Raw genomic sequence first — 18,801 nt, forward strand, 5'->3', positions numbered from 1 at the left:
GGAAAACCGCTCACACTTTTCCTGGAATTGCTCTAGTCTAGATCAGGCGGCGGCCCGCATGCGCAACGCTTGCATGACGCTTTCCTCAAACACCCCAGGCGCCCTGGCCGCTTCGGCCAGCTGAGCCGCATCCCAGCTTCGGCTCAGGCTGCCGTCGGCCATCAGCACCGCGCGATTGCAGAGTGCCGGCATGGCCTCCACCACATGGGTCGAGATGATGGCGGCATGCCGCCCGCTCGCGCAGAGCGCGGTGATCACGCGTTTCACCTCCCAGGCGGCGACCGGATCGAGGCCGTTCAGCGTCTCGTCGAAGATCAGAAGTGGTGGCCCGCCGAGAAGCGCTGCGCCGATGGCGATCTTGGCTCGCGTGCCGAGCGAATATTCGGCGATCGGGCGGTCGATCCAGCGTCCAAGGTCTAGTCGCTCCAGGAGATCGCCGCCCGGCAGGTCGCCGCTTGGCAGGTCGTTTGGCGCGCAGCCACGGATCGAGGCGACGAGCTCGATATATTGACGTCCCGAAAGCGGCGCCGGCAGTTCGTGCGGCTCGATGGCAAGGCCGAAGCCGGCTTTGGCGCGTTCCGGCGCGGCGGCGAGGTCGATGCCGTCGATCACCACGCTGCCTCCGATCAACCGGATCTGGCCGGTGATCGCCCTGATGAGCGTCGACTTGCCCGAGCCATTGGCACCGAGCAGGCCGACTATATCGCCCCGATGGAGCGAAAGACCGATGCCGCGAACGACAATGCGCCCGTGATAGCCGGCGCTGAGCTCTTTAACGGTGAGGACTTCAGCCATTGCGATATCTCTGTCGGGTTCGGTGCCACAAGAAAAACACCAGCGCCGCCAGGCCGATCAGAACGGTACGGCCATATTCGAGCGTCTCGTAGCCGGCATAGGCGAGCGCGCCGGCGAAGCTCAGCATTGCGACGAAGGGCGTGTTGAGGAAAAAGGCGCCGAACACCGCATAGGCGCCGTTCAGCACCAGTAGCCAAAGGCCGCTCGCGACCGGCACCGACCAGGCCGACGGTTCGGCCGCGAGCGCCGCGCCGGCCGGCAGCAGGAAGAAGGCGAGCGACAATTGCAGCGGCAGTCGCACAAGCCGCAGCCATACCCGTGTAAAACCGATGGGCGCTGTGCGCAGCACCGGCGAGCCGAGCGGCTGGCAGCGCAGGCTGAGCATGAAAACAAGAATGCCGCCGGCCAGGCCCGCGACGGCCGCAGGCCCAGCCGTATGGCCGGCCAGGCTGGCCCAGGCGCCAAGAATGGTGGCGAGCCCGAGCAGCAGGCTGGCGGCCGCCAGCTTCCAAGACGGCCGTATATTGCCGGCCGGCAGTTTCCAGGCCCAGCTGGAAAGCCAGCTTGGACGCGCCCGGTCGAGGCGACGCAGCCAGGGCCTTCCGACCGGCGCCGCCTCGCTCGCCGCCACATCGACGAGAAGGCGTGGCCGCCGGAGGCGCCAAAGGCCTGCCGTGCCGAAGCTCAAGGCAAACAGGGTGGCCGCGCCCAAGCCCCAGGCCGGTGCCAACGGCTTTCCGATGACGGCGCAGGCGAAGCCGACCGCCGTGGCGATCATCAGCGTGAGTGGAAGGCCGAGCGCGAAAGCTCCCACCGCCGCCATGCGACGGCGCTCCGCCGAAGCGAGCGGCAGTGCCTTGAGGAAGGGGGCAAAGGCGCGAGAAAGGCAAAGGCGCGACATTGCATTGCCCGCCAGCCATCCCAGCGCGGCGAAAGCGACTGGCAGTCCAAGCATCCACAGAAGCTGGTCGTGCCGCAGCTTCGGACCCGCGGCATGCAGGGCGACGACGATATCCGCGATCGCATAGGCCAGAAGTCCACCGCCGCCAAGCGCAATCCAGGCGAGATCGCGGCGCCGCGTTGCGCGTAGGCCGGCGACCAACTCGCGCCAGAGCAATATTAGGACAAGCCTGTCGTGCCGCATTGGCCGTCACCACAGTGGAATCGCCACCGGCAAGGATGGCGACGATTGCGCCGCCAATAGGGCCAGCGCTGGACGCATTCACGTCCGGCCCTATAATTTAGCCGGATCGAAAATTCGGCGGAGCAAGACGCATGAGCCTCGGCAAACAGAAACTCGGCAGCCAGGGACTCGAAGTCTCTGCCATCGGCCTCGGCTGCATGGGGATGAGCCAGGCCTATGGCCCGGCCGACGAGGCGGAGTCGATCGCGACGATCCACCGGGCGATCGAGCTCGGCTGCACCTTTCTCGACACGGCCGAGGTCTACGGCCCCTTCGCCAATGAGGAGCTGCTTGGACGCGCGCTGCAAGGCCGGCGCGATCAGGTGACGATCGCGACGAAGTTCGGCTTCCGCATCGCCGACGGCAAGCAGGCCGGGCTCGACAGCCGGCCCGAGCATATACGCGAGGTGGTCGACGCTTCGCTCTCGCGACTTGCCACCGACCGCATCGACCTCCTCTACCAGCACCGCGTCGACCCCGCCGTGCCGATGGAGGATGTCGCGGGCGCGGTCGGCGAACTGGTGGCGCAGGGCAAGGTGCGCTTCTTCGGCCTGTCGGAGGCGGGCATTGCCAACATCCGCCGCGCGCATGCCGCGCATCCGGTCTCGGCGCTGCAGAGCGAATATTCGCTTTGGGAGCGCAACCTCGAGCCCGAGATCATCCCGGCTCTGAAGGAGCTCGGCATCGGCCTGGTGCCGTTCGCTCCGCTCGGCCGCGGCTTCCTCGCCGGCGACGTCAGGCGCGCGGAGGAGTATCCCGAAGGCGATTTCCGCCGCGGCGATCCGCGCTACCAGGGCGAGAATTTCGACCTGAATGTCGCGGCGGCCGCCACGGTGCGCGACATCGCCGCGGCGAAGGGCGTCAAGCCCGGCCAGATCGCGATCGCCTGGCTGCTCGCCAAGGGCCCGGATTTCGGCATCGACATCGTGCCAATCCCCGGCACCAAGCGCCGGATCTATCTGGAGGAGAACGTCGCGGCGGCCGATATCGCGCTCGACGCCACCGAGATGCTGGGGCTCGACATGGCACTGACGCCCGACAAGGTGTCAGGGCCGCGCTACAACGAGCGGACGATGTCTCTGGTGGACCGGTAGAAGCTGGCTAATCTCCCTCGGGAGGATTGGGCAACGGCCCTATTTTTTCTTGCAGTCCGACATCGCCTCCATCGCCTTCCTCGCCTCACCCTCGCTGGCGTATTTCTTCTTGCCGAGATCGACGACAAGCGTGCCGTCGGGCTTCTTCGGCACGATCTCGCACTGCTTCGACACGGCGTCTCTGGCGACCCAGTATTGCTCGGCTGCCATGACCGGTAGGCTCATGATGCCGGTGGCGAGGATTGCGGCGAGGATGGTGCGAACCATTGCGGACCTCCATGGCTCTGGTTGGAACGCAACGCGAAACAGGCGGGCGCCGATTGGGCGACGCACGACACGCTGCCTTTGGAAAACGCCCTGTCCGCCGCTGTGTTCCGGCGGCTCAGGCGTGCGAATGCGGATCGATGCTGTAAGGATGCACAGGATAATCCGGGCCGATCGTCTCGCTGACGCGTCCCATCCAAGCATCGACAGCGGGATAGTCGGCGAGCGAGAAACCGCAGTCCTCGGCTCGGTGGCTGTAGGCGTAGACGGCGATGTCGGCGATGGTGAGCGCGTTGCCGACCAAGAATTGCGTGTCGGCCAGGCTGCGCTCCAGCGCGCCAAGCGCGCGCACGCCCGCCTCGCGCTTGCCGGCAACCATCGCCTGGTTACGCTCCAGCCGACCGGTCAGCGTCCAGTAGCGCAGCGAGCCGATGACCGGCTCGATATGGTACTGCTCGAAGAACAGCCATTGCATCACCTTGGCGTGGGCAAAGCGGTCCGACGGAAGGTAGGGTGTGCCCTCGGCGAGATAGGCGAGGATCGCGTTCGACTCGGCGATCGCCTCGCCATTGTCCAGCCCGAGCACCGGAACTGCGCCTGCCGGGTTGAGCTTCAGGAACGTCTCGGTGCGGCACTCGCCCTCGAAGATCGAGATGATGCGGGTGTCGTAGGCGATGCCGAGCAGCCCGAGCAGGACGCGAACCTTCCAGGCATTTTGCGACGGGAGATAATCGTAGAGCGTGAGCATGGAGTGCATTCCTCGCTGGTGGATTGGCTTGCCATGCGGCGAATGACGGCGCCACCCGATTCAGGCGGGGCGCAGATCAACGCAGAAAGGTCTCCGCCGTGACGGAACTCGGCCTATCATGGTGGCCGCGTGAACCCTCACCGTCTCGCAATATCCTTCGCCACCGCCTGCGCCTCGATGCCGATTTCGCGCAACAGGCCGGTGACCGGATTGTAGAAGCCGACGAGATAGACGCCGAGCTCCTCCGTCGCGCGGGCGTTCACGCCGCTCTTGTCCGGCCTGAGCTCCGCCGGCAGGAAGCCGTCATAGGCCGGGCGATAGCCGGTGGCGAAAATAGCCGCGTCGAATTTCTTCTCCACCCCGTCGGCGAATTTCACGCCGTCCCCGGTGAAGCTTGCGATGTCCGGTGCGATGCCGATCCGGCCGGCCTTGATCGCCGCCACCGTGCCGACGTCGATCACCGGAATGCGGCCGGCTTCGATCCCCTGCATGATGCCCTGCCGCGGCCGCACGATGCCGTATCTCTCCAGCCTGCCCAGCGCCAGATCGAGGATCTTTGGGAACACCCAGTCGTTCAGCGCCTGCGGCATCGGCCGACTGGCGATCCCCACCATCTGGATCGGCACGCCGAACAGCTGGCGTGGCACGATGTGGACGCCCTTCCGCACCGAGATTGTGGGCCTGGCACCGCTTTCAGCCAGGTCGAGCGCGATCTCCGCGCCCGTATTGCCCATGCCGACGACCAGCACGTCCTTGCCGACATAAGGCGCGGCCTCGGTATAGGCGGCGCTGTGCAGCACCTTGCCCTTGAAGGCTTCGATGCCCGGGAAGTTTGGTGTGATCGGCTCGGCATTGTTGCCGGTGGCCACCACCACTTTGCGGGCATTGAACAGCCCGGCATCGGTCTGGACCAGCAGACGCTCGCCTTCACGGCTGACCGATTTGACGGTGACGCCGAAGCGCGGCCTGAGCCCGAAACGCCCGGCATAGGCATCGAGATAAGCGACCACCTTCTCGCGCGGCACGTAGCGCGGGTGGCTTTTCGGGAACGGCACGAAGGGCAGCGACGAGAAGGATTTCACCGTGTGCAGGTGCAGCCGCCGGTAATGCCGCCGCCAGGCGGGCGCCACCTCATTGGCCCTTTCAAGGATGATGAAGTCCTGCCCCGCCTGTTTGAGGCAGGCAGCAACGGCGAGCCCGGCAGGACCGGCGCCGACGATGACGACATTGGTATCCAAATGGCTTTCCTCCCGCCAAAGCGGCAAAAACTATGACAGGAGGAGTTCGAGGGGCAAGTAGGGAGAAGCACCTACAGGCAGCCGCCCTACTCCATCGCGCCCGGCGCCTCGGGCTCATCCTCAGGCGGTTCGAGGATCTCGATCAGTTTCGCCACACGGGCGCCGGGCATGGCGCGGCCTTCATTGACCAGCGCCTCGTCGGCGCCGATCCAGGCGAAGGCCTCGCGCAATTCCTCGAGGCTGGCGCCGGTGAGCGCGATATCGGCGATGACGGCCTCGTCGACCGGTCCAAGCACGGAAATGATCTCGTTGCGGGTCATCTGGTCCTTCCCCATGGGTCGATTGCCCAGGAAAACGATCGACCGGTGAAGCCGGTTCCGAAAATCCGCGGGCCGGCTTCTACCAAACGAGGCCCAATGCTATGGCTCGCCCATGAAGCCCGCCCTCCTCCTCGCCGCCCTGCTTTCGTCCACGCCGGCGCTCGCCGATTGGAAACCTATCGAGAAAATCGAGACTTATGCCGTCCCGGGCGAAAGCGCGGAGCAGCTCTATCTCTCGATCGGCAAGAAAGGCCCGGTGATCGGCAAGGATTCGGCCGGCAACGAACGGCGTGTCATCGCGCACACTTTCTTCAAGCTGACCTGGCAGCGCGACTACCAGCCGCAAGGTGGCGCCTGCGTGCTGAGGACAGCGCGGCCGAAGCTGATCGTCACCTATACGCTGCCCAAGCCGGCGCGGAAACTTGGCTCAGCCTTGCAAACGCGCTGGGACGCCTTCGCCGCCGGGCTGATCGCGCATGAGAAGGTGCATGGCGCCGGCATCATCGACATGGTGGACAAGATCGTCGCCTTCAGCACGGGCCTCACCGCCCAGAACGATCCCGGCTGCAAGAAGGTCCGGGCGGAGCTGACAGCCTATCTCGACCAACTCTCGAAGGCGCAGCGCCAGGGCAGCCGCGATTTCGACAAGATCGAGTTCGGGCAGGACGGCAACATGCTGAAGCTGATCGCGGCGTTTCTGGGCGGAGGCTGAGAACGAAGGCAAGAGCGGCAGCGACAGCCCCGCTCCCTGCGCCATGGCGGAAGTAATGCGCGCGTCCTGGATGGATCACGACCAATCCCGTTGGCGATGTAAATCGGCAGGATTCGGCTTTTCTCGGACACGCTGAAATCTATTACATTAACGATGTCTAATATCCACCGGCGGCGTTTGAAGATCAATCGGCCGCCCTCCGGCGACTGGCTGGATCCACTTCGCTTCAGCGCAGCCTTCGCTCAAACTGTCTTCAACGATGGTAGTAAGCAAAGGCGCGCCGCCGCTTTACAGGTGGATGTGGTAGCGCTACCGTTTCACAGTCGCGTGACCCCGGGGGAATAGGGGCAAACGTCGCCGACGCCAGTGGTGGGTGCTTGCCGGCGCCCGTTTCAGCCACACCTTGATTGGAACGGCTCCCCGCGAGATTCGCAGGGACCATCGGGAGGAGTTCGATGGCGTCTGTCGCGATTGGCGATGTCTACAAATCGTTCGGGGCCACCCAGATCCTGCATGGCGTCAGTGTCGACATAGACGACGGCGAGTTCGTCACGCTGGTGGGGCCCTCAGGCTGCGGAAAATCGACCCTTCTCAGGATGATCGCCGGCCTGGAAAAGATTTCGCGCGGCCATATCTCGATCGGCAGCCGTATCGTCAACGACGTTGCGCCGAAGGAGCGCGACGTCGCCATGGTCTTCCAGAACTACGCGCTCTATCCGCACATGACGGTTGCCGAGAACATGGCGTTCTCGCTCATGCTCAAGGGCGTCCCGAAGGCTGAAAGCGATGCCGGGGTGAAACGGGCGGCCGAAATCCTCGGGCTGGTGCCGCTTCTGTCGCGCTATCCCCGCCAGCTTTCGGGCGGCCAGCGCCAGCGCGTCGCCATGGGCCGGGCAATCGTGCGCAATCCGCAGGTGTTCCTGTTCGACGAGCCGCTCAGCAATCTCGACGCCAAGCTGAGGGTGCAGATGCGGGCCGAAATCAAGGAACTGCACCAGCGGCTGAAGACCACGACGGTCTATGTCACCCACGACCAGGTCGAGGCTATGACCATGGCGGACAAGATCGTGGTCATGCATGACGGCCTCGTCGAGCAGATCGGACCGCCGCTCGAGCTCTACGACCGGCCAAACAACCTGTTCGTGGCAAGCTTTATCGGCTCGCCCGCCATGAACCTGCTCAAGGGCGCATTCGCCAATGATGGCCCACCGTTGTTCAGGGGTGCAGGAGGCATTTCCGTGCCTTTGCCGAAGCCTCTCTCGATTGGCAACGGCGAAGCCATGGTGCTCGGAGTACGACCCGAGCATCTGCGGCTGGCCGACGACGGCATTCCAGTCAAGGTGGCGGTGATCGAGCCGACCGGGTCGGAAGTGCAGATCATCGGCCGCACGGTCGGCGGGGAGGACATCGTCGCCAATTTCCGCGAGCGCCATTCCTTCGCGCCGGGAGAAACCATTCGGCTGTCGGTCGACCCCGGTCCGATCCACCTGTTCCACGGCGAGACCGGCAAGCGAATCGAGACGGCGCGATAAAACCAGGCAACGGCAGAGCAACAGGAGGAAACGAGTATGAAGTTCACCAGACGCGATGTAATCCGCACGACCGCAGCCGCGGCGGCCGGAGCCCTGGGCAGCCGCTTCGTCGGCTCGAGTGCATTCGCCCAGGAAGGCGTAACCTACAAGCCCGAGGAAGGCGCCAAGCTCAGGCTGCTGCGCTGGTCGCCCTTCGTGCAGGGCGACGAGGATCAGTGGCTGAAGAATACCAAGCGGTTCACCGAGGCGACGGGCGTGGAGGTGCGCGTCGACAAGGAAAGCTGGGAAGACATCCGTCCCAAGGCGGCGGTCGCCGCCAATGTCGGCTCCGGCCCCGACCTGATGTTCGTCTGGTTCGACGACCCGCACCAGTATCCCGACAAGCTGCTCGATGTGACGGAACTCGGTGATCATCTCGGCAAGAAGTATGGCGGCTGGTACGACGGCCCGAAACAATATGCCACGCGCGAGGGCAAGTTCATCGGCTTGCCGCTGGCCACCATCGGCAACGCCATCGTCTACCGCGAAAGCTGGGTCAAGGAGGCAGGCTTCTCCGAATTCCCCAAGGACACGGCCAGTTTCCTGGAACTTTGCAAGGCATTGAAGGCGAAAGGCCATCCCGCCGGCTTCACCCATGGCCACGGCGTCGGCGACGGCAACAATTACGCGCATTGGCTGCTGTGGAGCCACGGCGGCCAGATGGTCGACGAAGCCGGCAAGGTGACGATCAACAGTCCGGAGACGCTCAAGGCGATCCAGTATGCGCAGGAGCTCTACAAGACCTTCATCCCCGGCACCGAAAGCTGGCTCGACGTCAACAACAACCGCGCATTCCTGGCCGGGGAAGTGAGCGTGATCGCCAACGGCATCTCAGCCTACAACACAGCGAAGATCAACAAGGACAAGGACCCGAAGCTGGCCGAGATCGCCAAGGACATCCGCACGACCAACATGCCGATCGGTCCGGTCGGCAAATCGGTCGAGCTTTTCCAGGTGACCACGGCCGTCATCTTCAACTACACGCCCTACCCCAATGCCGCCAAAGCCTATCTGCAGTTCATGTTTGAGGACCCGCAAATGTCCGACTGGATCACTTCGTCGGCAGGCTATTGCTGCCAAACGCTGAAAGCCTTCGACAACAACCCGGTTTGGAAGGCCGATCCTAACAATGCAGCCTACGCGAAAGCCTCGGCGACGCTGCGCCCCAACGGCTATGCCGGGCCGCTCGGCTATGCATCCGCCGCGACAATGGCTGACTACGTGCTGGTGGACATGTTCGCCAAGGCGGTGACGGGCCAGGCGACGCCGCAGGAAGCGATGGAGGAGGCCGAAAAACGCGCCAATCGCTACTACCGCGTCTGATCCTGGCGCAGTTTGAAGCAGGATGACCGCGCTTCGCGGCTTACTCGAGCCAAGCGCGGTCAGCCACAGTTCCACCCGCATAACAAGGAGCCCGCGCCATGGCCGTGCCGTCCGTTGCCGTTCAGACGCGCCCGTCGATCCGTTCGAGGCTCGCCGAGAGCAGGAACGCTCTCGGCTTCGGCTTCATGCTGCCGGCGGCGGCGCTGCTCCTGGTCTTTCTCACCTATCCGCTCGGGCTCGGCGTCTGGCTCGGCTTCACCGACACGCGCATCGGCCGGCCGGGCATCTTCATCGGCGTCGAGAACTACGAATATCTGTGGAGCGACAGCGTCTTCTGGCTCTCGGTGTTCAACACGCTGCTCTACACGGTCAGCGCTTCGATCCTAAAATTCGTGCTCGGCCTCTGGCTGGCTCTCATCCTCAACGAGAACCTGCCCTTCAAGTCGTTCTTCCGCGCCGTCGTGCTGCTGCCCTGGGTCGTACCGACGGTGCTCTCGGCCATTGCCTTCTGGTGGATCTACGACTCGCAGTTTTCGATCCTGTCCTGGGCGTTGCAGCAGATGGGCCTGATCGACCACCGCATCAATTTTCTCGGTGACCCGACCAATGCGCGCGCCTCGGTCATCGCGGCCAATGTGTGGCGCGGCATTCCCTTCGTCGCCATCACGCTGCTTGCCGGACTGCAGACCATTCCGCAATCGCTCTACGAGGCCGCTACGCTCGACGGCGCCAGCCGGTGGCAGCTGTTCCGCTACGTGACCCTGCCGTTGCTGACGCCGATCATAGCCATCACGATGACGTTTTCGGTTCTGTTCACCTTCACCGATTTCCAGCTGATCTACGTGCTGACCCGCGGCGGGCCGGTGAACGCCACGCATTTGATGGCGACATTGTCCTTCCAGCGCGGTATTGCGGGCGGCCAACTGGGCGAAGGCGCGGCAATCGCGGTTGCCATGATTCCCTTCCTGCTGGCCGCGATCCTGTTCAGCTATTTCGGACTGCAACGGCGCAGATGGCAGCAAGGCGGCGGAGACTGACATGGCCGCGATCAAGGAAGTCGAGCGCCTGGAGACCGACGAAGGCGGCATGGGATACCTGCAAAGCCTTCCGCGACGGGTGGTGACGGTCTACCTGCCGCTGCTGGTGTTTCTGATCGTTCTCCTGTTCCCCTTCTACTGGATGACGATCACGGCGGTTAAGCCCAACGTCGAGATGACCGATTATGTGAACTACAATCCGTTCTGGGTCGTTCATCCGACGCTGGAACACATCCGTTATTTACTCTTCGAGACCTCCTATCCAGGTTGGTTGCTCAACACGATCATCATCTCGACCGCCGCAACTTTCCTGTCGCTGGCGGCTGCCGTGCTTGCCGCCTACGCCATCGAGCGGCTGAGGTTTTCGGGGGCGCGGCAGGTTGGCCTCGCCGTCTTCCTCGCCTATCTCGTGCCGCCCTCTATCTTGTTCATTCCGCTGTCGGTGATGGTGTTCAATCTCGGTCTTTACGACACGCCGTTCGCGCTGATCCTCACCTATCCGACCTTCCTCATCCCGTTCTGCACCTGGCTTCTGATGGGCTACTTCCGCTCGATCCCCTTCGAGTTGGAGGAATGCGCGCTCATCGATGGCGCGAGCCGCTGGCAGATCCTCACCAAGATCGTGCTGCCGCTGTCGGTTCCCGGCCTGATCTCGGCCGGCATCTTCGCTTTCACCTTGTCCTGGAATGAGTTCATCTATGCGCTGACCTTCATCCAGTCTTCGGAGAAGAAGACGGTGCCGGTCGGCGTGCTCACCGAACTCGTTCGCTCCGACGTCTATGAATGGGGCGCGCTCATGGCCGGCGCGCTGATCGGCTCGCTGCCGGTGGTGGTACTCTATTCCTTCTTCGTCGAGCACTATGTTTCATCGATGACGGGCGCGGTGAAGGAATAGAAGTGCATCAGCGCCTGGCACGTGGCGTCGGGCTCGTGACCGGGGCTAGCAGAGCGGCACCAACTTCGCCGCTTCGCGGATGGCTCGTGCGGCGCCCGGATTGCTGACCGGATAGCCAGAGATGAAGCCCTCGACCGAGAAGCTGGGGAATTCGGAGCGCAGACGGTCCGCGATGGCTGCGGCCTCGCGAGCTTCGCCTAGTGTTGCGTGGGCAAGCATCAGGAAGATCAGCACGTGCGGCGAATCCGGCGTGCTCCGTCGCAGCGCGGCTATGGCTTCCCGGTGCCTGCCGGCCGTGAACAGGACGCGCCCCTGCATGCCGAAATACCAGGGCGGGGCAAGCGGATTGAGTCGCATGGCGCGCTCGATGAGCGGGATGGCTTCCGCCGGATCGCCGGCGACCAGTGCCTTGCTGCCGGCAAGCAGCGCCAGCGTGTCGGCATGGTTGGAACCGTATTCGAAGGCGCGCCGGTGTGCCCTTTCAGCTGCCTCCAAATCGCCCAGGCAACCCATGAGGTCGCCGAAGCAGTTGTGCGCAGTGCTATCGCTCGGATCGAGCCGCAGCGCATTCTCGGCCGCCCAGCGCCATTTGGCGATCGAGGCGCTCAGATTGTCTCCGAAGCCGTTGCATGCCTCGATCGAATAGGCGTAGGCAAGTTCGGTCCAGGCCTTGACCAGGGTCGGGTCAAGTTCGAGCGCGCGTGAAAACAGCCTGATGGCTTCCCTGTTGCCGCTGCGGCTGAAGGTGTTGTGCTGCTCGACGCCCAGCAGATAGCAGTCATAGGCGCGCAGGCTGGCCGGCGGCTTGCGAAGGATTGCATTGCGGCCGACCGTGGCGATCGCTCCGAAACAGCCGGCAAGCACGTTGATCACGCTTTCGGTCAAGCTGTCCTGCAGCGCGAAGATGTCCTCGACGGGCCGATCGAAGCGTTCGCTCCACAGGCTGACGCCGGTTCGCGCATCGGCCAGCTCCATCGTGAGCCGCACTCGCTGGGTGTCGGCGCGCAACTGACCGGACAGAAGATAGGCCGCGCCCAGGGCCTTGCCGTCGGCGGTGAAATCGGCCGGCTTGCTGCCCAGCGCCTTCATGGTGTGGAAGGCAATGACCGGCAGATCCGCGTAGCGCGCAAGGTCGATGGTGATGTCGGATGACAGCCCGCGAGCAAAGCGGCGCCATTGCTCGTCGGCGCTCAGGCATTCGATGGGAAATATCGCAAGGACCGGCGAAGTGTCGGGCACGGTCGGCATGGCTGTGACGGCGTTGATATGCATGGCAAGCGCGACCTTGCTGCGGACGCCGAGCTTTTCGTAGATCGCGGCGAGATGGGTGCGCACGGTGGATGGCGCGATGAACAGCGCCTCGCCGATCTCGCGATAGGTCAGGCCAGCCGCGAACCTTTCCGCCACCGCACGCTCGCGCTCGGACAAGGCCGGCACAGGCTGGCGCGCTGAAAGCGCGGCCGGTATGGACGCAGCGTCGTGATTCATCTCAATTCCCTGCCCGCGGACGGCGACATTATCAACGCCCCGCCCCCCGCAAAATACTACAAATGCAGGACCCAAAACACTGCATGCAGCCGATGGATCGACCGAGCGTGGCGGTTCAGGCTCCCGGCGTGCCCTCGATGAGGGCCGTTCTTCCGAGGAGCCAACGATGAAACCCATATTGAACACGATTTCCGATTTTTACGGCGCCGTGCAGCTCGACCTCCGCGACCCGCCGGCCGGAGAAAGCTTGACGCGTCATCCCGGGGTGTTGGGCCTTTTAGCCGTGTGGCACGAACGAGCCTGCTTCCGCGAGGAGCTGGCGCTCAAGGCGCGCTATACGCCATATCTGATCGGCGATATCGGTCTGACCATGGACGAGGTGCGGGAGGAGCTCGCTAAACCGTTCTGGCGCCGATAGGCCTCAGAAACTCACCACCACCGCATCCGCGTTCCGCTTGGCCTCGCCATGAAACACCGCCTCGATGTTGTTGCCGTCCGGATCGAGCAGGAAGCAGGCATAGTATCCGGGATGGTAGCGCCGTTCGCCCGGCGCCCCATTGTCCTTGCCGCCGGCGGCGAGCCCGGCCTGGTAGAAGGCATCGACCATGGCGCGGTCCTTCGCCTGGAAGGCGAGATGGTGACGGCCGGTGAGCACGCCTTGGGCGGAACGGCTGTCGGGGGTCGAGACGAACAGCTCGTCGGCCCAGAAATGGTCCTCAGAGCCACCGCCGATGGGGATGCCCAGCACTTCGAACAGGCTGCTGTAGAAACGCCGGCTGGCCTCGATGTCGCGCACCACAAGGTGAAGGTGATCGATGAGCCGGCCGCGATAGAGTTCCATGGAATGCTCCTGGTTGAGAGGGTAAATCTAGATGGGACGGGTGTGCGGTCAATGACGGGTACTGCCGGCTGCTGACACTTCAGCCACTCGCGGGACAGGGCCTGGGACAACGAAATCGGCCCTCAAAAAAATCCGGATAAAAAATGCAACCAGATTGTAGGATCGGCTCCCGCTCCGGCGTCCTTCGGACGCAAGCGGCCCGGTGGACTGGAAAAACCGTGCCGCATCAAACAGGATGCCTTACGGCATGGAGAAAACCATGAACCATTCCTATCGTTGGGTCATCGTCGCGGCCGGCGCGCTGATGACCTGCGTGGCGCTCGGCGCCATGTTTTCGCTGGCGATCTTTCTGGAGCCGATGTCGCTCGACACGAACTGGTCGCGCACCGGCATTTCCAGCGCCATGACCTTGAATTTCCTGGTGATGGGTCTGGGCGGCTTCGCCTGGGGCGCGATCTATGACCGGGTCGGCGCCAGGCCCGTGGTGCTTGCGGGCGCGGTGCTGCTTGGACTGTCGCTGGTGGTGGCGAGCCGGGCGACCTCGCTGCTGGTCTTCCAGCTCAGCTACGGCGTCATCGTCGGGCTGGCGGCCAGCGCCTTCTTCGCGCCGATGATCGCGCTCACCACCGCCTGGTTCGACACCAACCGAAGCCTTGCCGTCTCACTGGTCTCGGCCGGCATGGGCGTGGCGCCGATGACGATCTCGCCCTTCGCCCGCTGGCTGATCACCGCCTATGACTGGCGCACCGCCATGTTCGATATCGGCGTCATGGCCTGGGTGCTTTTGTTGCCCGCCGTCTTGCTGGTGCGCCAGCCGTCGGCGGCGGTCGCAGCCAGCGACGGCACGCCGGCGCCGGTCACCGACGATCCCGGCATGAGCGTCGGCCAGGCGCTGCGCTCGCCGCAATTCATCGTGCTGGGCCTCACCTTCTTCGCCTGCTGCGCGGCGCATTCGGGTCCGATCTTCCACATGGTGAGCTATGCCATGTCCTGCGGTGTGGCGCCGATGGCGGCCGTGACGATCTACAGCGTCGAGGGGCTGGCCGGCCTTGGCGGGCGCGTGCTCTACGGCGTGCTCGGCGACCGGCTGGGCGTCAAGCCTGTGCTGGTCACCGGGCTTGCTATCCAAGGCCTTGTGATCGCCGCTTATCTCACCGTCGGCCAGCTCGAGCAGTTCTACCTTCTGGCCGTCATCTTCGGCGCCACCTATGGCGGCGTGATGCCGCTTTACGCGGTGCTGGCGCGCGAATATTTCGGCCTGCGCATCATCGGCACCATCCTCGGCGCGGCCACGATGCTCTCCAGCCTCGGCATGTCGCTCGGGCCACTCGCCGGCGGCATGATCTACGACGCCACTACCAGCTATCGCTGGCTGTTCATCGGCTCGGCGCTGATTGGGCTGGGCGCCGCCGGCATCGCGATCGCCTTCCCGCCGCAGCCGAGCCGGCAGAAACTGCAGATGGCGTGAGAACTGCTGATGGTCTCCCCCCTTGTGGGGGAGATTAGCCAGTCCTCTCACCCGGTCCCCGTGCCCGTGCGTACCGCCTCGCGGTCGCTCTCGTCGCGCTTTACCCGCTCGTCGGAGATCAGCACCACTGGGCATGGGCTGCGCCGCAGGACGGCCGTCGTCGTCTCGCCGAAGATCAGCTCCTCGCCCTGGCGCCGCGCCACGCCCATGACGATCAACGCCACGTTGCGGCCTGCCTGGCGGGCGATGGCGTCGGCGGCGGCGGCTCTGCTGCGGATCGCCGTCTCGATCTCGACGCCGTAGCGGTCGGCAAGCGCGACGATGTCCTTCAGCACGGCTTCCCTGCGGCGGTGTGAGACGGTGTCGCGCAGCTCGTCGCGGCCGGCCCGTGCGACATAGAGCGTCTTGACGGGCGCGCCGGTGACGGCGGCGACGGCCAAAGCCAGTTCGGCGCCGCGGCGGGCAACGGCCGTGCCGTTGACCGGCACCAGTATCTTGCCCGATCGCGGGCCGAGCCGAGGCATCTGGCGGCCGGCGGTGGCCGGCTTCAACACCAGGCAGAGCGGCCCGTCGAAGGCGCCGGCGACCTCGTTCAGCCGATGCGAGAAGGCCCCCTTGGAAGTGACGGCGCGGCCGAGGCCGACGAGCAGCATGCCGTAGCCCTTGCGCGCCTCCTTGGTGACAGCTTCGGCCGAGAGCTCCTCATGCTGGCGGCGGGTGACCGGGGCCTCGCGCACCGGCGTCTCGTCACCTTGCTTCGCCGCCTCACGGCTGTCTTCGGCGCCTTTCTCGATTTCCTCCAGATGCAACCCTTCGGTCGGTTCGGCATCGGTCTCGCCGCTCGAATGCAGCACCGTCGTCGGCTTGCCGGCGCCGATGACGCCGGCGAGATAGGCGGCGAAGCGTCCGACGACGCCCTCGTCGACCACAACCAGCAGCCGCTCCAGATTGGCGACGAATCCGCGCTGGTCGATCTCCTCGCGCTCCAGTCTTTTCTGCTCGCCCTCGCCCATCGGCAGGCGGCGCAGCGCCCAGCGCAATGTCGGCGGCATGGCCAAGGTGGTAATGACCGCCATGGTGACGATCATGGTGAAGAGGTTGTGCGACAGCACGCCCATCGACAGGCCGATCGAGGCGACGATGACCTCCGTGGAACCGCGCGCGTTCATGCCGCAGCCCACCGCGACGCCCTCGGCGCGGCTCATGCCGGCGAACTCGGCGCCGATGAAGGCGCCGCCGAACTTGCCGATGCTGGCGATGATGACCAGCGCCACCGTCAGCAGCGCAAGCTGAGGATCGAGAAGCACAGTGAGGTCTGCGGATAGTCCGGCGACGCCGAAAAACACCGGCATAAAAAGGGCGGTGATGATGCCACGCAGCTGCCCTTCGATGTGGCGCGACAGGATTGGCGACTCGCCGACCAAGATGCCTGCGACGAAGGCGCCGAGCACGGTGTGCACGCCGATCAGATCGGTGATTAAGGCCATGGCGCCCATGATGGCGAGGATGACGGTGACGACCGCATATTCGGAGCGGAAAGTGTCGTTGGTCCAGCGGATGGCGTCGAAGACGATGCGGCGCCCGAGCGTGAAGGAAAACGCCATGAAGAGGGCGACGCCGGCAACCGTGAAGGCCAGGTTGCCGATCTGGATCCGCCCCTGGGTGGCGATGCCGATGGTGATGGCGATGATCACCCAGCCGATCGTGTCCTCGATGATGGCCGACGAGACGATGATCTGGCCGAGGTCGCGGCGCATGAAGTTCATATCGCGCACCACCATGGCGACGATCTTGACCGAGGAGATGGAGAGCGCGGTGCCGAGGAACAGCCCGGCGACGATGCGTTCGCTGCCTGCGGCAAGCAGCGTGGCCGGCATGAACTGGGCGGCGACGAAGCCGAGCGCGAAAGGCACCGCCACGCCGGCGGCCGAAATGGAAAAACAGGCGCGGCCGACGCGGCGCACGAGCCGCAGATCCGTTTCCATGCCGGTGAGCAGGAGCAGCATCAACACGCCCAGCTGGGCGATGGCGTTGATCATCGACTTTTGCGAGGCGTCACCGGCAAAGACCAGCCGCTCGGCCGCCGGCCAGACCCAGCCAAGCAGCGAAGGCCCAAGCAGGATGCCGCCGATCAGCTGTCCCATCACCGCCGGCTGGCCCAGGATTTCCAGAACCTCGCCGATGCCGCGACCGACGACAAGGAGCAGGATGAGTTCGGCGACGAAAATGCCTTCCGAGGACATGCCGGTCTTCTCGGCGGCGAAGGCGACGACGGGCATCAGCAGAAGCGCAGCGGCGGCTAACACGACCGACCGGCGCCGATTGAGTATTTTGGACAAGCTGTCTCCCCTCGATTTCGCGTCATAACGGTTTGGCCGGTGGTTCGGTTGCACGGCGTCGGAGCTGCCAATCTTCCCGTCGTGGGAAAGATGTCCGGCGGGACAGAGGGAGGCGCGAAGGAACGCGGCTTCACAGCCAGAAGCGTTAACATCTGCAGGTCCGACATCGGACATGCAGCAAGAGAGACAGGCAGAAGTTGGTGCTCTACGGCGCCCCCCTCTGCCCTGCAGGGCATCTCCCCCACAAGGGGGGAGATCAGCAGTTCCGGCGCCGTTTCCTACAATTCTAATCAAATGCCGCCGCGGATTTTTGCTTCCCGGTAAAGCGACTCGGCGATGTTCGCGCCGTGGCGGGCAATAAGGAGAAGCTAATGAAAAGCGACTTTGCCGCCGCCCACCTGCACCTCGACAGGGCCTGCCATTACCTGCGCGGCGACGATGAAACGAGCCGCGCGGCGCTTGCGGCGCTCGACCTTGTGATCGAGGCAGTGGCGGCAGCCCAGCATGCCAGGCCGATGGCCGATGTGCTGCCCTTTCCGCGACGCGCGAACGGTGGTGTCTCCCGCTTGCAACCTGACTTATCCGCCTGAAAAGGCGGGAACATTCCGGCCGGCCGCACGTTGAAGCGACAGGGGTGTGGCCGGTCGATGTCAAGGCGAGGACCGGCCATGGCGGCGGGAGGCGCCCGGCAGAATGGCCCAGACGAATGCCGCAAAATCCACAGATGCAGCTGTGGCAAGGCCGACAGAGGCGGCTGCGCCGGCAAGATCCACCGAGAAGGCCGCGCCGCCGCGCGCTTCCGACACGCTGGCGCTGAAGCTCAGCTCCCCTGAATTCACCACGACGCTGTCGCATTTCCATCGCGCCGAGATCGCGCGCATGGCCGGCTGGCGCGACCGGCTCGACCGCACCAGCAACTGGGCGATCACAGTGGTGGCGGCTATGCTGTCGGTATCGCTGTCGACGCCCAGCGCGCATCATGGTGTGCTTTTGTTCGCCATGCTCCTGATCACGCTGCTGTTGTGGATCGAGGCGAGGCGCTACCGCTTCTTCGACGTCTACCGCGCCCGTGTGCGGCAATTCGAGCGCTACTACTTCGCGCAGATCTTTTCGCCGCAGCCGGACTATGCTTCCAACTGGCTCGCGATCCTCGGCGAAGGCCTGCGCTCGCCGCGTTTCCTGATCACGCAGCGCGCGGCGCTGATCCGCCGGCTGCGCCGCAACTACATCTTCATGTACACGATCCTGCTGCTTGCCTGGATCCTGAAGATCACCACGCCGAGCCTGTCGCGCGAAGGCTCTCCCATCGGCTTCGGCGCCTCGCTCGTCGACACGTTCCGGGTGGCGACGCTCGGCCCAATCCCCGGTGTCGTCGTCGTGTGCGGCGTGGCCGGCTGCTACCTCGCGCTGCTCGCCGCAGCGTTCCTGGTCCGCGCCGATGACGGCGAGCTGTCCTTCGGCGACGTGCATGTGTGAGGGAAGGGA

The 18,801-nt window shown here is 64.6% G+C and carries 19 protein-coding genes; 10 read left to right on the forward strand and 9 right to left on the reverse strand.

The features are described 5' to 3' along the window. Positions 1 to 42: 42 nt before the first annotated feature. Together LB515_RS26440 and LB515_RS26445 are read right to left on the reverse strand one after the other, a co-directional pair. On the reverse strand, positions 43 to 795 hold the full coding sequence (locus tag LB515_RS26440) for an ATP-binding cassette domain-containing protein (protein ID WP_224709458.1): 753 nt from the start codon (positions 793 to 795) through the stop codon (positions 43 to 45). Next, positions 788 to 1,939, reverse strand: coding sequence for a hypothetical protein (locus LB515_RS26445; RefSeq protein WP_224709459.1), 1,152 nt, complete (start codon positions 1,937 to 1,939; stop codon positions 788 to 790). The genes LB515_RS26440 and LB515_RS26445 overlap by 8 nt, the downstream gene beginning before the upstream one ends. A gap of 131 nt (positions 1,940 to 2,070) precedes the next feature. Between LB515_RS26445 and LB515_RS26450 the strand changes: the two genes are divergently transcribed. Continuing rightward, entirely contained in the window at positions 2,071 to 3,072 is a 1,002-nt protein-coding gene (locus tag LB515_RS26450; protein ID WP_224630194.1) for an aldo/keto reductase, read from the forward strand. 39 nt (positions 3,073 to 3,111) lie between these two features. Here the strand turns inward: LB515_RS26450 and LB515_RS26455 are convergent, their stop codons facing one another. From LB515_RS26455 to LB515_RS26470, 4 genes are all read right to left on the reverse strand, one after another. Then, a complete protein-coding gene (locus LB515_RS26455; RefSeq protein WP_140631530.1) occupies positions 3,112 to 3,339 on the reverse strand; it encodes a hypothetical protein in 228 nt (75 codons plus the stop codon). 115 nt (positions 3,340 to 3,454) lie between these two features. Further along, complete coding sequence (locus tag LB515_RS26460; RefSeq protein ID WP_224709460.1) at positions 3,455 to 4,084, reverse strand: glutathione S-transferase family protein; 630 nt, start codon at positions 4,082 to 4,084, stop codon at positions 3,455 to 3,457. Positions 4,085 to 4,221: 137 nt separating this feature from the next. Beyond that, positions 4,222 to 5,322: a flavin-containing monooxygenase gene (locus LB515_RS26465; protein WP_224709461.1), complete on the reverse strand. Its 1,101-nt coding sequence runs from the start codon at positions 5,320 to 5,322 to the stop codon at positions 4,222 to 4,224. 86 nt (positions 5,323 to 5,408) lie between these two features. Next, the gene (locus tag LB515_RS26470; RefSeq protein ID WP_224610248.1) at positions 5,409 to 5,642 is read right to left on the reverse strand and encodes a hypothetical protein; all 234 of its coding nucleotides are present in this window, start codon (positions 5,640 to 5,642) and stop codon (positions 5,409 to 5,411) included. Positions 5,643 to 5,754: 112 nt separating this feature from the next. Here LB515_RS26470 and LB515_RS26475 point away from each other — a divergent pair, with 112 nt between their 5' ends. The 5 genes from LB515_RS26475 (at position 5,755) to LB515_RS26495 (ending at position 11,180) form a co-directional block, all read left to right on the forward strand. After that, positions 5,755 to 6,354, forward strand: coding sequence for a DUF922 domain-containing Zn-dependent protease (locus LB515_RS26475; protein WP_224709462.1), 600 nt, complete (start codon positions 5,755 to 5,757; stop codon positions 6,352 to 6,354). 455 nt (positions 6,355 to 6,809) lie between these two features. Next, entirely contained in the window at positions 6,810 to 7,886 is a 1,077-nt protein-coding gene (locus LB515_RS26480) for an ABC transporter ATP-binding protein (protein ID WP_224637241.1), read from the forward strand. Positions 7,887 to 7,922: 36 nt separating this feature from the next. Then, a complete protein-coding gene (locus tag LB515_RS26485) occupies positions 7,923 to 9,248 on the forward strand; it encodes an ABC transporter substrate-binding protein (RefSeq protein WP_095768332.1) in 1,326 nt (441 codons plus the stop codon). A 185-nt stretch (positions 9,249 to 9,433) separates the two neighbouring features. Beyond that, the gene (locus LB515_RS26490; RefSeq protein WP_411969169.1) at positions 9,434 to 10,285 is read left to right on the forward strand and encodes a carbohydrate ABC transporter permease; all 852 of its coding nucleotides are present in this window, start codon (positions 9,434 to 9,436) and stop codon (positions 10,283 to 10,285) included. A gap of 1 nt (position 10,286) precedes the next feature. Next, the gene (locus LB515_RS26495; RefSeq protein WP_224709464.1) at positions 10,287 to 11,180 is read left to right on the forward strand and encodes a carbohydrate ABC transporter permease; all 894 of its coding nucleotides are present in this window, start codon (positions 10,287 to 10,289) and stop codon (positions 11,178 to 11,180) included. 45 nt (positions 11,181 to 11,225) lie between these two features. Here LB515_RS26495 and LB515_RS26500 read toward each other — a convergent pair whose 3' ends face one another. After that, entirely contained in the window at positions 11,226 to 12,668 is a 1,443-nt protein-coding gene (locus LB515_RS26500; protein ID WP_224709465.1) for a LuxR C-terminal-related transcriptional regulator, read from the reverse strand. Between the two features lie 166 nt (positions 12,669 to 12,834). Between LB515_RS26500 and LB515_RS26505 the strand changes: the two genes are divergently transcribed. Next, positions 12,835 to 13,086, forward strand: a complete 252-nt coding sequence (locus tag LB515_RS26505; RefSeq protein WP_224610260.1) for a DUF1127 domain-containing protein — start codon at positions 12,835 to 12,837, stop codon at positions 13,084 to 13,086. 3 nt (positions 13,087 to 13,089) lie between these two features. Here the strand turns inward: LB515_RS26505 and LB515_RS26510 are convergent, their stop codons facing one another. Next, a complete protein-coding gene (locus tag LB515_RS26510; protein WP_224709466.1) occupies positions 13,090 to 13,509 on the reverse strand; it encodes a VOC family protein in 420 nt (139 codons plus the stop codon). Between the two features lie 259 nt (positions 13,510 to 13,768). On the opposite strand from LB515_RS26510, the gene LB515_RS26515 reads away from it, so the two are divergent. Further along, entirely contained in the window at positions 13,769 to 14,977 is a 1,209-nt protein-coding gene (locus tag LB515_RS26515; protein WP_224709467.1) for an MFS transporter, read from the forward strand. A gap of 47 nt (positions 14,978 to 15,024) precedes the next feature. Here LB515_RS26515 and LB515_RS26520 read toward each other — a convergent pair whose 3' ends face one another. After that, on the reverse strand, positions 15,025 to 17,256 hold the full coding sequence (locus LB515_RS26520) for a cation:proton antiporter (protein ID WP_224709475.1): 2,232 nt from the start codon (positions 17,254 to 17,256) through the stop codon (positions 15,025 to 15,027). A 431-nt stretch (positions 17,257 to 17,687) separates the two neighbouring features. On the opposite strand from LB515_RS26520, the gene LB515_RS26525 reads away from it, so the two are divergent. Continuing rightward, complete coding sequence (locus LB515_RS26525; protein WP_140840561.1) at positions 17,688 to 17,906, forward strand: hypothetical protein; 219 nt, start codon at positions 17,688 to 17,690, stop codon at positions 17,904 to 17,906. 103 nt (positions 17,907 to 18,009) lie between these two features. Continuing rightward, positions 18,010 to 18,792 carry a DUF2270 domain-containing protein gene (locus LB515_RS26530; RefSeq protein ID WP_095768325.1) on the forward strand — a complete coding sequence of 261 codons (783 nt, stop codon included), beginning with the start codon at positions 18,010 to 18,012 and terminating at the stop codon, positions 18,790 to 18,792. Positions 18,793 to 18,801: the final 9 nt, after the last annotated feature.

Origin of the sequence: Mesorhizobium sp. CA15 (assembly GCF_020165215.1) — a bacterium.
Taxonomy (GTDB): domain Bacteria; phylum Pseudomonadota; class Alphaproteobacteria; order Rhizobiales; family Rhizobiaceae; genus Mesorhizobium.